Genomic DNA, 15,116 nt, shown 5'->3' with positions numbered 1-15,116 from the left:
GTTAAAATCGGAATTGATCATATAGGAATTTTGTATCACAGCAAAGAGGGGGATCTTATGTTTAACTTTTTAAAGAATTGGTTTACTAACGATAATGAAATGCGAAGTCCCGAGGATCTCAAGAAAGACCTTTCTCAGACTACGCATAATCGGATTGAAGAAGCGACAGAAAAAATGTTAAAATCAAGCGATCTGGAAGTTTCTTTCAACCCAGCATGGAACGAAATGCTGGATCAAGAGAAAAAGTATACCTTGCGTTTCTTAAATGATAGCTTGCCGGATATCCCTGAGGGAACATTAGGACTTACGGGTTTTAGCTTGATTCCTCGTGAAGGGGCGGTTACCGTAGCGTTATTTATTCGTAATGCCTCATCAATACCGGTAGAAATGGGTAAATTAGACCTAGCAATTGCTGTTGAAGGTCATTTATTTGCTAAAGGTGAATTTGATCTGAGTCCAGTTGGAACAATTCCACCAATGAGCAGTCGTCCGTGGGAAATTACTTTCCCAGAAGATCTGGTGACAAACGAAAAATCTATGGACGTTAGACAATGGAAACTGATTATTGGACTGCCACAACGTGAGTTTGTCTGGCCAAAAAATCTAGAGATTGATCCAGCTATGGAAAAACGTTTGACCGTAACGCAAAAGGATCGTCTGGAAAATATGATATACAACCTTCCGTTCCTGGCACCAGGGACAGTTAGTTTCACCGGTTTTGACATTGGCTTAAAAGAGGATGGGCGTTTAATCGTGGCGATGCTAATCCGCAGCGCTTTGGAGGACACCTTCCAACCAAAGGCATTGCGTGTAGTAGTGCGTGAACGAAACAAGGATAAGGTAATAGCGGAAGGAATCGTGGATGGAAGTAAGATCAGCCTGAAAAGCGGTTCTAGCAAGCCATGGATATTAGCGTTCCCGCCAAAAGTTGTTAACATGAATCAAACATTGAATAAATCCAATTGGGAATTGGATGTAGAAGTTTTATAGAGAAAGCATGCAAGGTGACTGCTGAAAAGCATGTCGCCTTGCCTTATGCACAGGAGGTTATAGAATGAGTTGGCAATTAGTTAATTGGTTTGGTTCTAAACAGGGGTTAGAACAGGCCCGTGAGGATATTCATGAGTTTCTACAAAAAGAGTTTTACCTAGGCGTATCTGGCATTGAACAGCCTGAGCAATCGTCAAACCGCATCCCTTCCAAGGAATTGTTTCTAAACTTGAATAGTTTAGCTTCCAAGAATTTGGAAGAGATGGACATTGAGTTGTTGCAGTTCATTCACGATGAGTTGCCACCGGTTGTCCGTGATGAGGTAGGTATTTTTCCGTTCTTTACGAATGTATTAAATACAGGCTTTTTGGTAATGACATTTGTTCGTAATGCTACACATCAGGATATTATGTTAAATAAATTACCACTTGCTTTGGTTACCTCTGATGGTAAGGTAGTGGCACGCAAATCCTTTGAGATGCTAACAATGGGTGGTTTGCAAGATATGTCTGCAAGTCCATGCGAATTCCTTTTCACATGGGATGATTTCTTGTTCATGCCTGAGGATGATACGCAATTATTTATGGTTTATGATAAAGAAAGACTAGATCAATATAAAATGGAAGAAAAGCTAGTGGAGAAACACAACGGCTTAACAGATGAAGAGGAAGAGTCTTATATCCAAAAGGTAAAAGACCTGTTCCCGATCCGAGACGGTCAAGTTGAACTGACAGCTATTGATTTAGTTCAGGTTCCAGATGGCGGACTAAAAGTAATTGTAGCCTTTATGAATGGTTTAGATAAACGTGTAGAATTCACAGAAGTACCTGTGTATATCCGTGACGAGATTGGAAGAGATGTTGCACGCATGCATTTTGGCCTGCATAGCCTCTACATTAAACCTAAAACTCAACGCGTATGGGGATTCTATATTCCAGCAAGTTCGCTAGAAGGCAAAGATCTGGACTTGTCTAAATGCAAAGCTTATGTACCAGATGCAAGACAGGATAAAGATGTAAAAGCTCAGAAGCTAGAATTACATGAAAATAACAAGGGATTCATTCAGTAATCCTTTTATGACCCCTTTCGTAATGAGAGGGGTCTTTATTTATTGGATTTGGAAATATTTAGGTGTAGGAAATGGTTGTCTCTTGAGCAAGCCTATACTATGCTATATAAAGAACAATTGAAAGATTAAGAACGCTAATCCTTCCTGATTTACTTCTTTACAGGAGAAGGAGGAAAGGGCACCATATGCTATATACACAGTTGACAAAAAGAATGATTATTCCGGCGGTTGTTGCTTTACTTGCTTTTACGGTTGGTGAAAAGCCTGCCCAAGCAGCCGCCATGCCGAACGACCCCTACTTTTCAAAACAGCTTCATTTAACGCAGATTAAGGCAGTGGAGGCTTGGGGGATCGTCAACAGCAATACAGCTATTAAAATTGCGGTACTTGATTCCGGGGTAGACTCTTCCCATCCAGATTTGAAGGACAATCTGTTGCCTACTATTAATTTAGTGCAAGAGGAAAGTGCGTCAGACTTAAACGGACACGGCACCAATGTCATTGGGATATTGGGAGCTAAAGGAAACAACGGTTTAGGGGTAACAGGGGTTTTATGGAATGCTAAAATATTGCCTATTAAAATCTTGGATAAAAAAGGATTTTCATCATCTGATCGTTTAGCTGCGGGAATTAGACGAGCAGTTAATGAAGGGGCCAAAGTTGTTTTGATGTCCGCCAGCGCACTATATTATTCGAAGGCGCTGGAGGATGCAATAGATTTTGCAGAGGACAGAGGAGTTGTTGTTATAGCGGCTACTGGAAATGAAGGGAGTCGTGTTAACTATCCTGCTGCTTTTCCTACGGTGATTGCGGTTGGCGCCGTTACGAACTCTAATACCATCCATAGCCGTTCTAATTTTGGGCCAGAAATTAACCTAGTGGCCCCAGGCGTGAATGTGTATACGACAGCAAGAGGTGGCGGGTACGATTCGATGAAGGGCACCTCTGCAGCGGCTCCTCAGGTAGCTGGTGCGGCGGCGCTGATTCTTGCTAGGAACCCAAATATGAAACCGTTGGAAGTACGCCAGCTTCTGTACCATTCAGCAACGAAATTACATGGAGTTAGATGGGACAGGCGGACAGGATATGGACTTTTAAATGTTCAGAAGGCAGTAATGAGTAGACTGCCTGATGATATAAATGAGCCAAACAATACACAGCGTACAGCAGCCGCATTCCCCATGGAAAGTCAGATTCGCGGCACTCTGAGCGATAAAGATAAGAGCGATTGGTTTTACACGGATATTCCTTATGAGGGAACCTTAGAATTAAAAGCAGATGTTTCGGTGGATACGCTGGCTCCATTGGCAGCTAGCGTTTATCAGGATGGAAAGCCTCAAGATACGTATTATCTTGGTAATAAAGCAAATGCAACAATTGCAGTGAAGCCGGGCAAGGTTCACATTCACTTCCAGCGGTCTGCGGTATCTAGCACTTTACGCTATACCATTACCAATCGTTTTTCCATTGCACCTGATCGATATGAGCCAAATAATAGTATTGATCAAGTCCGCCCCCTGCCGCCGGGTAATAATATTGAGATCAAGGGGAATTTTCATACAGCACAGGATGTTGATTGGTTTTCCTATTTTGTGCGTGATCCAGGCAAGCTTTATCTGCGAGTGGATACAGATACTCTACGATTAGACCCGCAAATTAAGGTGCGTAAAGAACGCGATAAGACATCTGGCGGAATTTCCCTTGATAGCAGCTCAGTCACTGATCCTTTAAAAAGCTTAGAGATGAACGTCACGCCAGGTCGCTATTTGTTCCAAATTCAGAACAGCTATCCTGCTGCTGTGAGCGGCGAGTACTTTTTTCAGCTCAATTATATGCCTGAACGAAAAGATCCAAACGAACCAAACGATACCTATCGTTTAGCTACAAAACTAGGGAATAACAGTCTGATTACAGGCACAATTCCTTCAGAAGCAGATAACGATTGGTTTACGTTTTCGATTCCAAAAGAAACGTATGTTACCATTCGGGCACCTTATGTACCGCCACAGGTAAAGATCATGATGAGTATTTATGATAGTCGCGATATGAAATATGCAATTCGAGCTGAAAAGGTTTTTGGACAAGATAATAGCATTGTCTTTGAAAAAAAATTAGCAGCAGGGACATACTATATAAAGTTGACCAGTACTACGCCATTCCGCTATGATGCGTATCGATTTACATTAAATCGTCAGGAAATGTATGGCGGCTTTCGAGACATACATGGGCATTGGGCTAGAAATGATATAGGGCGTTTAACTCAACGTGGAGTCATTACCATACCTAATACGTATAGCTTCCGTCCAGATGCTAATATGACACGAGCTGAATTCGCAGACATGCTCCTTCGCTCGATGAAGGCCAAAAAGCTTCCAACTGGTAAAATAGGTATTAATACCTATAAGGATTTAGATAAAAAGCATTGGGCGTATGAGAGCTTGTTACAGGCTTCTCAGTTGGGGATTATGAGCGGATTCAATGGAAAAATTGAACCGGATCGACCTGTTAATCGAGCAGAAATGGCTTTGATGATTGCGCGTGCTAAAAAAATAAACGTGTCAAGATCGTCCAGTACTTCTTATCGTGATGTGCCTCATTCACATTGGGCGGTGGCTGCAATCGAAACACTTTCACACTATGGCTGGTTGCATGGTTATCAGGATGGAACCTTTAAGCCAGATCGTCCTGTGAAACGCGGAGAAATGGTCACTGTATTAGCTAAATCTTTCCAATTGTAAAATACCGGGTTTTTTACAAAAGTACATTGACACCCTTCTAAAAAAAGATTATTCTATAAATCATGGATATTACTCTTATCCAGAGTAGGCGGAGGGACTGGCCCAATGAAGCCCGGCAACCGTTTTGAGCGGTGCTAACCAGCAGAGAAAGGATAACTATCTAAATAGTTAGACTCACTCTGGCCGATAAGAGGGTTAAGGAACGCATTAGAAAAGCAACCTTTTCCTCAGCGGAGGGAAAGGTTTTTCTTTTTGTCGTGATGGAAACCTGGCTCGGCAAACATACTATATATCATGTTTCCAGTTGAAGGAGGTTTTTAAGTATGGAATTGCAAAAAGGACGTCGCTTGTTTACATCTGAGTCCGTTACTGAAGGACATCCAGACAAGATTTGTGACCAAGTTTCTGATTCTATTCTTGATGCGATCTTATCGAAAGATCCGAATGCTCGTGTAGCATGCGAGACATCTGTTACCACCGGATTAGTACTTGTGGCAGGTGAAATCACAACTTCTACGTATGTAGATATCCAAAAGCTAGTAAGAGATACGATTCGTGAAATTGGTTACGATCGAGCAAAATATGGTTTTGATGCAGATACATGCGGTGTTATTACTGCAATCGGCGAGCAATCAGCAGATATCGCACTAGGTGTTGACCAGGCGTTGGAAGCACGTGAAGGTAGCATGACTGATGCTGAAATCGAAGCAATCGGTGCAGGTGACCAGGGGCTAATGTTTGGTTATGCTTGCAACGAAACTCCAGAATTAATGCCTCTTCCAATCAGCATGGCTCACCAGTTGGCGCGTCGTCTGACAGAAGTGCGTAAAAATGGTACGCTTGAATACCTTCGTCCAGATGGTAAAACTCAAGTAACTGTTGAATACGATGGCGATAAGCCAGTTCGCATCGATACAATTGTTATTTCTACTCAACATGCTCCAGAAGTAGAACTAGATCAGATTAAAAAGGATCTAATGGAGCAAGTAATTAAACCGATCGTTCCTACAAACCTATTAGACGATCAAACCAAATACTTCATTAACCCAACTGGACGTTTCGTTATCGGTGGTCCTCAAGGGGATGCTGGTTTGACTGGCCGTAAAATCATCGTAGATACGTATGGCGGTTATGCTCGCCATGGCGGTGGTGCATTCTCCGGTAAGGATCCTACAAAAGTAGACCGTTCTGGTGCTTATGCAGCTCGCTATGTAGCCAAAAACATTGTAGCTGCAGGTCTTGCTGAACATTGCGAAGTACAGGTAGCTTATGCAATCGGGGTAGCTCAACCGGTATCTATCGCTGTAAACACATTTGGAACAGGAAAAATTGCTGAATCTGATTTGGTAGCATTGGTTCGCAAGCACTTTGATTTGCGCCCAGCAGGCATTATTAAGCAATTAGACCTACGTCGTCCGATCTATAAACAAACCGCAGCATATGGTCATTTCGGACGTAATGATCTGAATGTACCATGGGAGCGTACAGATAAAGCAGAAGATCTGAAAAAAGACGCTGCTAACCTGTAAAAAATACAGAGAAGCCTAGGATTTTCCTGGGCTTCTTTTTTCTTATGAAAATTGCGAAAAAGGCTAGGCAAGTACAACTTCAATGGGGTAGACTACGTAGAGGATTCTGTAAATCTTTGTCGAAAAGCACTATAATAAGATCGAAAGGAACATGGGCGCATCATGAAGAAAAAACCTTTCTTTCTCGTCTTTTTCCTTCTTCTTCTGCTGTTTTCTATCCTTGTGTATTGGTTTAGACCAGAGAATGTAGGGGTAGAAAATACGGATTATGTGCAACAAAAGACGGGGGATCATACGTCTCATTCATTAGAACCTAAAGGGTCAGACGTAGAGCAAATTCCTTCTAGAAATAGTAAACCAGAGGAAAAGATATCAAACGAGAGATGGTATAAAGACAAGGTTGTCATCTTGAATTATCATCACATTGATCGTGACAGTAATAAGCCATTTGTAATAACACCAGAGCAGTTTGGTGAGCATTTACAATTTATAAAGGAACATAACTTTCATCCTATTAGCCTAAGAGAGTTTTTCACTTTTATGCAAACAGGCGTAACTGCCAAGGAGAATGCAGTTTTATTTACGTTTGATGACGGCTATGAAAGTTATTACACACAAGCATATCCGTTGCTTTCCGAATATGGGTATCCATCTGCAGCTTTTGTAATTGCAGGTAGATTGAGAGATACCATGGATCGAAAGCGAGAAAATATGACCGTTCCTTTAGCTTATCAACAAATTGACGAAATGCTGGCTTCCGGCTTAGTTGATATTGGCTCGCACACATTCAGTTTACATGAACATAAAGAGCTGGATGAGTGGGGAGTACAGAAAGCGGGAACGGAGCCTGTATATCTAGAAGAATTCCAACGTGCAGAGAATGAGGAAGAGTACCGAAGTCGTTTATTTGTTGATTTTAAGATGTCGAAAATAGGCTTAGAGCAACTTGTGAAAAAGCCTATAGCCTCTCTCTCCTTACCCCAAGGCTATAAAAGCAAGATTGTGATTGACTCGGCAAAGGAAGCAGGATATCAGTATGTCTTTACATCTAGAAGAGACGTTGTGAAGCCAAATGAAGATCCGTATTCCATCCCGAGATTTGATGTAGGAATACGCAAGGTAGGTGCACCCCAGCTCCTTGAACTATTTACTAAAGTAAAAATGGAAGAATAAGGGGGAAACCCATGGATAAAGGCATTGATATCAGCCTTCTAGATGGGGTCATAAAAAAAACGATTCGAACGGTTGAAATGAGCAAAGAGCAAATATTTCAGATAGCAGAAGGTGCTCGTTCGGAAAGTAATGCAATCAAAAAAGAGATTGTTGAAATACGGCAAATATTAGCAGAAGTGATCCAAAATGTTGATAATCTAGAGTTACAGTCCCGCCGATCAAGATCGAGATTGGTACAAGTAAGCCGCAATTTTCAAAGCTTTACTGAAAACGATATTCGTGCAGCTTATGAGGAAGCTCATAATGTTCAGATAGAGCTTTCCTTAATGCGTGAGCGGGAAAATAACCTAAAGAAACGCCGTGACGAGCTAGAGTTTCGGTTGCGGAATATTTTAGAGACAATTACTAGAGCAGAAGGGTTACTAAGTCAGATCAGCGTGGTTCACAGCTTTTTAGCAGGAGATTTGTCCAAAGTGGAGGAAGCCTTGGAATCTGCCAAGCAGCATCAGCTTATGGGACTTAAAATTATTCAGGCCCAGGAAGAAGAGCGTAAGCGGGTAGCCCGAGAGATCCATGATGGACCTGCACAATCCATGGCCAATGTAGTATTGCGTACAGAAATCGTAGAAAAAATGTTGAAAAATGACGCAATCCAGGATGCTCAACAGGAATTAGGCAGCTTAAAGGAAATTGTAAGAATGAGCTTAGCAGATGTTAGAAAAATTATTTTTGACTTGAGACCAATGGCTTTAGATGACTTAGGACTCATTCCAACTTTGCAAAAGTATATACAAACCTTTGAGGATCGTAGTAAATTACATATTGATCTAATTGTTTTTGGCAAAGAACATAAGCTTGAAAGTTCATTTAAGGCAGCAGCTTTTCGCTTAGTTCAGGAATGCCTAAACAATGTGTACAAGCATGCGAAAGCTAATTTTGTCCAAATAAAGGTTGAGTTTCAGCTGGAAAACATGTTTATTGTCGTAAAAGATGATGGAATTGGATTTAATGTGAGTGAGGTTAGCAAAAAAGGACAATCGTTCGGAATTATGGGAATGAAGGAACGTTGCCAATTACTGAATGGCAGAATCGGCATTACGTCCAATAACCAAGAAGGGACTAGAGTGGTGTTTCAAATACCGCTGCAGCCCGCGTCAGTATTCAAAAGTACCGGCAAACAGGGAGGTTAATAACGGTGGAAAAATTGTTGGATGAAATTAAAATCGTGTTAGTAGACGATCATCAATTGTTTCGTGAAGGCGTAAAGAGAATACTCGATATGGAATCTGGTTTCAAAGTGGTGGGAGAAGGTTCAGATGGAATGGAAGCTCCCAAGCTAGTAGCTGAATACAGACCAGATGTTTTATTGATGGATATTAATATGCCAAATGTAAACGGTGTTTCGGCTGCAGAAGAGGTAGTAAAAATTAGCCCAGAAACAAAAGTAATCATTTTATCCATTCATGATGATGAAGGATATGTCTACCGCACACTTCGTTCAGGAGCATCCGGTTATTTACTAAAGGATATGGGGACTTCTGAATTGGTAGAAGCGGTACGCGTAGTTGCCCAAGGTGGAGCGTATATCCATCCAAAAGTGACCGGTAAGTTAATCGACGAATTCCGTCGCTTGAGCGAGCAGGAAGAGTCAATGGATCGTAGTATTACGTTCGAAGAGTCACCAGTGATGGACCCGCGCATTATTGAATCCTTGACGCGTCGTGAGCGTGAAGTTTTGCAATTAATGGCAGAAGGTAAAAGCAACCGAATGATCGGTGAATATTTATTCATCAGTGAAAAGACGGTTAAAAACCATGTAAGCAGTATTTTGCAAAAGCTAAATGTACAGGATCGTACTCAAGCTGTGGTTATATCCATCAAGAATGGCTGGGTAAAGCTGTAAGGTTTTTAAACGGATCATACAGCATTTATGAAAAATGAGTGTGGAGAAAGCAACCAAGTCAAGCAGTACGGCATACCTTATTACAGGAGGGGATGACCGTGTTGGCTGATTTTATGATCTGGTTGTTTGCAGCATACGGCTGCTCCGCTCTTTTGCTGAAAATGTTCTATATCTGGATGGAGTCAGGCAGGGCCGCTTCTATTATGGAACCTTTGACCTTGACACATTATCAACTACTTTTGCATAATTCAGAGCATCGAGTTGAAGAGGCTGTACGCACCCTGATGTTTCAATCTGGTTTATATGGACATCCAATTAGTATTAGTTTTGTGGATGAAGGCTCTTCTGACGATACGCCGCGGATGACGGAGATATTATACCGAGTCCATCCAGATACGATAAGAGAACAACAAGCAGGAAGAGAACCGGTCGTTGTCATCGATTTACGAACAGTTGGAAAAGAGGCTAGCTAAGTTATAGGCTGGTCTCTTTTTTCTTGCATGATCCCATTGTCTTTTTTAAGAATAAGGACAAGGGGGGATCGACATTATGCATGAATATGTTCTTTATTTAAAAGAAGATGGACATTCTGTCTTAGCATATATTACTCCGTGTTTCCAGGTAGACAAGCAATTTTGGAATGAGCAGAACGGGCAAAGATTGCACATTATTGGAAAAAGCAAATCACTCTCCTTACTTTTCGGGATAAGAGACAGGGTGAACAGAAAAATTACGCAGCAAGATGCCGCTGGTCAAGTTGCTTCTCATACACTCAAACAGGCACGTCTGGTGGCTCAAGGCTACACGAAAGAGGTAAATCGTCTATCCGTAAGGGAGACAGGTGAAAATTATTCCTACGGGCGATCCTGCGCCTTTAGCTTCGAAGAACTGGAGGAGGAGGGAAGGGCTTGCGAATCTCATATGCTTGAAAAACAAAATGTGATAGAATTCTTTGCTAGCAACAAGCAGCAGACGCATCAGCTTTATCTTAAGCTACAAGGCAGGGCGTTATTATTAGAAGAAGTTAAAAGGTTCGGTTTTCAGGAATCCCCATATATAAACCTAAATCATTCAGATCACCTTATCATGTCATTGCATTGGCTTGTTTTACAGGGAAAAGCAGAGTGGCGCCCAAGTGTTAGTCTTGAATTACATCGTTGTTGGTGGCGGCATCAACTGTCCTATCATTGTGAGCGGTGCAATAGTTTCAGGGAGATTGAACAGACAAGCTGCTATAGCTGTCAACAACCCTGTGCATACTGCTATAATTGCCTTTCGATGGGGAGATGCAAGAGCTGTGTACCTCTAATATTTGTGCCTGCCAGTCTGTCCGGTTATCTAGATGCTGATGCTCAATATTGCATTTCCTTAGAAACCGTCCTGCAATGGAATGGACAATTTTCTAAAAGGCAAGCAATCGTAGCCAAACAGGTAAGAGAATTCATTCTTTCCGAAGAACGGAGATTTCTAATCTGGGCGGTTTGTGGGGCAGGGAAAACAGAGCTCGTGTTTCCAGCGGTCGATGCAGAATTGGCCCGTGGAGGAGCTGTGTGTATCGCTACCCCTCGTAAAGATGTAGTTTTAGAACTAGCGCCACGTATACAAAAAGTATTTCCTTCCATTTCAGTCATGGCTATTCACGGGAGCAGCCAGCAAAAATGGGAGCAAAGCCAACTGATGATTTCGACTACACACCAGATGTTACGTTGTTACCAGCGTTTTTCTTTGATAGTAGTTGACGAAGTAGATTCTTTTCCTTACCACAAAAATAAGACCTTGTATCATGCTGTGAAGCGCTCGTTACTATCACATGGCAAGATTTTATATCTTAGCGCTACACCCCCACGCTATCTTCAGCAAGAACTAGTAAAAAAACGAATGGATAATCAACTGTTCCCTTTTCACAAAAAGCTTTCTCTTACTTCCTCTACACATGCTATTCTGCCAGCTAGATTTCATGGACATCCACTTCCTGTTCCAACAATGCTTGTTACAACCCACTTGCGTCAAAGTATTCATGTATTACAGCCCATTACTCCCCTGTTATTTTTTTTGCGAAATAGTATACAGGCACACAGGCAGGTTTTTATATTTGTGCCGCGAATTGAGGAAATCCCCTTTGTGGTAGCTTATGTTCAGCACTTTTTTACGGATATGAGAGATAAAGTAGAAGGGGTACATGCTTCAGATCCTGCACGCGAACATAAGGTGCGTGCTTTTCGAGAACAGGAGTATATGATCTTAGTAACCACTACGATTCTGGAACGCGGAGTGACCATTCCTCGTAGCGATTGCATTGTGCTAGAGGCAGATGCTCCTATCTTCGATGAAGCTTCACTAGTCCAGATTGCAGGAAGAGTGGGACGGTCCAGTGATTCTCCAAAGGGACAGATTCTCTATCTCATGAATAAGAAAGCTTCTGGCCCAGCTCAAGCTATCAGGCATATTAAACGAATGAATCGTTTGGCAGAAGAGACTGCAACAATGATAGAATGAGGGGAATAAATGATGAAGTATTGTTTGGTCTGTAAAAATACGATTCAAATTGCTGCAAAAACAAGACAAGTAATTCATCATCTATCAAAGAATGTGCCTGCTTTCTTTTATCCAAGTTGCTTCTATCAGCTAATGCAGCTACTTTTATGTGAGAAATGTGTTTCAAATGCTATACTTTTGCTGAAGCATATCTGTAAAATGTGTGGTAGAGCATGTCCAGGACATCCAGAGCTATGCCGGGATTGTAGTCGACATAGGGAAGGATTGAATGGAAATCGAAGCGTAATCCAGTATAATGAATGGGCGAAAGATGTAATAAAACAGTGGAAGTATCAGGGCGATGAGCGATTGTATTCTATCTGTGCAACTTTGATATTATTAGGTTATCGGTTTCATTATGGTCTGAGGAGAAGGATTGATCTTATAAGTTACGTTCCAATGCACAGAATTCGGTTGCAAGAACGGGGATTTAATCAAGCGCAGAAGCTAGCCGAATATGTGGGGTATCATCAGAAAATTCCTTGTGTTCCACTATGGGAGCGTCAAAAGGAAACAGAAAAGCAAAGTAAGCAAAAAGGACGGGCAGCACGTTTTGAAAGTATGCAGGATGCATTCGTGATTCATCCGAGCCTGCATACTACATCTCATTGTTTTCATCCATTTTCTATTTGGCCAAAAAAAACCAGTTGGCGAGTACTGCTAGTAGATGATATTTTTACAACAGGAGCAACAATTGAAGCATGTGCTAAGGTACTTTCGTACTATGCGAAAAAACAAAATCTTCAGTTATCCGTCTGTAGTCTGACATTGGCTCGTTAAATTATGGAAAAAAGAAAAACGGCAAATCTATTAATGCAAATTTGCCGATGAAAATAATAAGAATTATGTTTTTCTGGTACAGAAGACTTATAATTGAGTTAGGATTTGTGGCCCATCTGCCGTAATAGCAAGAGTGTGTTCGTACTGAGCTGATAATTTCCCGTCACGCGTACGTGCTGTCCACCCATCTTCTTCATCTACGACTGCATGATAAGTTCCTACATTCAGCATGGGCTCAATGGTGAGAACCATGCCTTCCTTTAAGCGAACTCCTTTACCAGCAGGCCCATAGTGTGGAACGTAAGGATCCTCATGCATTTTTTGACCAATTCCATGGCCGGTAAAATCGCGGACGACTGAGTATCCGCGCTCTTCGGCGAATGTTTGAATAGCATGGGAGATATCGCCGATACGATTGCCAACAACTGCTTGCTCAATCCCTAGATACAGAGCCTCTTTGGTGGTAGTCAATAGACGATCAGCTTCCTCTGAGATTTGTCCTACTCCATATGACCAAGCAGAGTCGGCCAACCATCCGTTAAGATTAACAACCATGTCAATCGTTACGATGTCACCATTTTTTAATTCCTTTTTAGAAGGGAATCCGTGGCAAATGACATCGTTAACTGATGCGCATGTGGCATAGGGATAGCCATGATAGCCTTTTTGCTCAGGTTTGGCACCATGTTCTTTTAGGTAACGTTCTACGAATTGATCAATTTCCCAAGTCGTAATACCTGGTTGAATCATGGTAGCAATTTTTTGGTGGATACTTGCCAAAATGATGCCAGCCTGACGCATGAGTTCAATTTCTTCCTTGGTTTTAATAACGATCATGGTAAGACCTCCATGTACTTGATATTTGCCTAAAGTTTATTCAGTCGACTAGAAAAACTGTACACGGCGCTGAATTCAAGCAATAAACATAAGTATAAGTAATGATAACATATATTTTTCATGCCAAAAACAAAGTGAATTAGGGAGGAATAAATTATGGGATTAGGACAACTAGCAAACTGTCCGATATGTGACGTGCTGTTTGTGAAAGGAATAAGAGATGTATGTCCATCATGCTATAAAGAACAAGAGAAGCAATACGAATTATGTGCTAGCTTCCTGAGAAAAAGGGAAAACCGCGGTGCTACCATTTATCAATTGAGCGAGGGTACGGGTGTCGAGGTGAAAGAAATTACTCGATTTATTCGTGAAGGACGGATTTCGGTTCAAAGCAACCCGAACCTTGGATATCCATGTGAAAGCTGTGGGGAAATTATTCAATCAGGGGCTATGTGTACAAATTGCTCCGGTAAGCTACAACGTGAAATAACACAACAAATTGACGTTGAGCGTCGTCTTACGGATGATGATCGAAAAAGAGATCAGGCCTATAAGTTTAGAAAAGAATAGGACTATCCAACCAAACGATTTTGGGTGATTAGAAACATTAATCGTTTTCATAAGAAAAGCCGATGTTACTACTAGAGCAAGCAAACGGTGATTTTCTATCCTGTAGCTAAGAACAATGCGGTCCGCTTCTTAAATATGGGGGGTAGCCGTAAGTTCTTTCTAGCGCAAGTCTCAATGATCGAGGTGATAATATGCGTATTAATGAAACCAACCGCACAGGAATGATACAAGCCTATAATAAGGCTAATAAGGTGCAGCAGAATAGCCAATTAAAGCATAAATGGGGAAAAGATGAAGTTTCAATTTCTACTGAGGGAATGGAACTTCTGAAGCTAGGGGAAGAACAAGAAATGGACTCAGCTCGTCTAGCTAAAATTTCTGAACTAAAAAGCAAGGTTGAAAATGGTACATATCAAGTACCTAGCGATCAAATCGCTGAGAAATTCATTGCTTTTTGGAAAAAATCGTAGAGGAGCGACAGGGAGCTCATGACGCATGTAAACGAACTCTTTGCCGTGTTGGATAATTTGACGGAGCTTCACCAAGCGCTATATACACTAGCGTTGGAGAAGCGAGAAGTTTTGGTAAAAAACGATATGCAACAATTAACTGACCTTATTAAAAAAGAGCAACAGTTGTTAAAAGCTGTCCAGCGAACTGAGATATTGCGTAAAGATATGACCAACACGATCTTTAATGAAAAGGGTGTAGCTGTTACGAATGGAACCCTACAAGACGTTATTAGATTGTGTACGGATGTAGAGATGAAAAATCAGTTAACTCAGCGTCGGGAAGAATTACTCAGAGTCATTGGAAAATTGAAGGAAGAGAACGAGCAAAATCAGCAATTATTGCAGTACTCCCTTGACTTTGTCAATATGAGCCTCGACTTGTTCACTGATCGACCGGAAGAGGACTTTATTTATAAAAACCCAGGGAATCAACAGATACACTCGTCAATGAATCGTTCTATTTTTAACCACAAGGCATAG

The 15,116-nt window shown here is 41.5% G+C and carries 14 protein-coding genes and 1 riboswitch; of the genes, 13 read left to right on the top strand and 1 reads right to left on the bottom strand.

The window, feature by feature from the left end:
* Positions 1–57: 57 nt before the first annotated feature.
* The 10 genes from AYJ08_RS01925 (at position 58) to AYJ08_RS01880 (ending at position 12,717) form a co-directional block, all read left to right on the top strand.
* On the top strand, positions 58–990 hold the full coding sequence (locus AYJ08_RS01925) for an SLAP domain-containing protein (protein WP_064016374.1): 933 nt from the start codon (positions 58–60) through the stop codon (positions 988–990).
* A gap of 64 nt (positions 991–1,054) precedes the next feature.
* Positions 1,055–2,059 carry an SLAP domain-containing protein gene (locus tag AYJ08_RS01920; protein ID WP_064016373.1) on the top strand — a complete coding sequence of 335 codons (1,005 nt, stop codon included), beginning with the start codon at positions 1,055–1,057 and terminating at the stop codon, positions 2,057–2,059.
* A gap of 185 nt (positions 2,060–2,244) precedes the next feature.
* Complete coding sequence (locus AYJ08_RS01915; protein WP_064016372.1) at positions 2,245–4,797, top strand: S8 family peptidase; 2,553 nt, start codon at positions 2,245–2,247, stop codon at positions 4,795–4,797.
* Between the two features lie 72 nt (positions 4,798–4,869).
* Positions 4,870–4,990, top strand: a riboswitch (SAM riboswitch).
* A gap of 130 nt (positions 4,991–5,120) precedes the next feature.
* Positions 5,121–6,326 carry a methionine adenosyltransferase gene (gene metK, locus AYJ08_RS01910; RefSeq protein WP_031412952.1) on the top strand — a complete coding sequence of 402 codons (1,206 nt, stop codon included), beginning with the start codon at positions 5,121–5,123 and terminating at the stop codon, positions 6,324–6,326.
* A 162-nt stretch (positions 6,327–6,488) separates the two neighbouring features.
* Positions 6,489–7,499 (top strand): polysaccharide deacetylase family protein, encoded by a 1,011-nt coding sequence (locus AYJ08_RS01905; protein WP_031412953.1) that lies wholly within the window; start codon positions 6,489–6,491, stop codon positions 7,497–7,499.
* An 11-nt stretch (positions 7,500–7,510) separates the two neighbouring features.
* Positions 7,511–8,689 (top strand): sensor histidine kinase, encoded by a 1,179-nt coding sequence (locus tag AYJ08_RS01900; protein ID WP_064016371.1) that lies wholly within the window; start codon positions 7,511–7,513, stop codon positions 8,687–8,689.
* A 5-nt stretch (positions 8,690–8,694) separates the two neighbouring features.
* On the top strand, positions 8,695–9,402 hold the full coding sequence (locus tag AYJ08_RS01895; protein WP_003334302.1) for a response regulator: 708 nt from the start codon (positions 8,695–8,697) through the stop codon (positions 9,400–9,402).
* 92 nt (positions 9,403–9,494) lie between these two features.
* A complete protein-coding gene (locus tag AYJ08_RS01890) occupies positions 9,495–9,875 on the top strand; it encodes a hypothetical protein (protein WP_231928969.1) in 381 nt (126 codons plus the stop codon).
* 76 nt (positions 9,876–9,951) lie between these two features.
* On the top strand, positions 9,952–11,898 hold the full coding sequence (locus AYJ08_RS01885) for an ATP-dependent helicase ComFA (RefSeq protein WP_064016369.1): 1,947 nt from the start codon (positions 9,952–9,954) through the stop codon (positions 11,896–11,898).
* Positions 11,899–11,907: 9 nt separating this feature from the next.
* Positions 11,908–12,717: a ComF family protein gene (locus AYJ08_RS01880; protein WP_064016368.1), complete on the top strand. Its 810-nt coding sequence runs from the start codon at positions 11,908–11,910 to the stop codon at positions 12,715–12,717.
* Between the two features lie 87 nt (positions 12,718–12,804).
* Here the strand turns inward: AYJ08_RS01880 and map are convergent, their stop codons facing one another.
* Entirely contained in the window at positions 12,805–13,554 is a 750-nt protein-coding gene (gene map / locus AYJ08_RS01875; RefSeq protein WP_031412961.1) for a type I methionyl aminopeptidase, read from the bottom strand.
* 156 nt (positions 13,555–13,710) lie between these two features.
* Between map and AYJ08_RS01870 the strand changes: the two genes are divergently transcribed.
* The 3 genes from AYJ08_RS01870 (at position 13,711) to AYJ08_RS01860 (ending at position 15,116) form a co-directional block, all read left to right on the top strand.
* Positions 13,711–14,124 carry a TIGR03826 family flagellar region protein gene (locus tag AYJ08_RS01870; RefSeq protein WP_064016367.1) on the top strand — a complete coding sequence of 138 codons (414 nt, stop codon included), beginning with the start codon at positions 13,711–13,713 and terminating at the stop codon, positions 14,122–14,124.
* 191 nt (positions 14,125–14,315) lie between these two features.
* Positions 14,316–14,594 (top strand): flagellar biosynthesis anti-sigma factor FlgM, encoded by a 279-nt coding sequence (flgM, locus tag AYJ08_RS01865; protein WP_003334308.1) that lies wholly within the window; start codon positions 14,316–14,318, stop codon positions 14,592–14,594.
* A gap of 18 nt (positions 14,595–14,612) precedes the next feature.
* Positions 14,613–15,116 carry a flagellar protein FlgN gene (locus AYJ08_RS01860; RefSeq protein WP_064016366.1) on the top strand — a complete coding sequence of 168 codons (504 nt, stop codon included), beginning with the start codon at positions 14,613–14,615 and terminating at the stop codon, positions 15,114–15,116.

Source organism: Brevibacillus sp. SKDU10, assembly GCF_001645205.1.
In the GTDB taxonomy this organism is placed as follows: domain Bacteria; phylum Bacillota; class Bacilli; order Brevibacillales; family Brevibacillaceae; genus Brevibacillus_B; species Brevibacillus_B halotolerans.
Note: the sequence above shows the minus strand (reverse complement) of the source record. Positions and strands in the feature narration are given on the sequence as shown.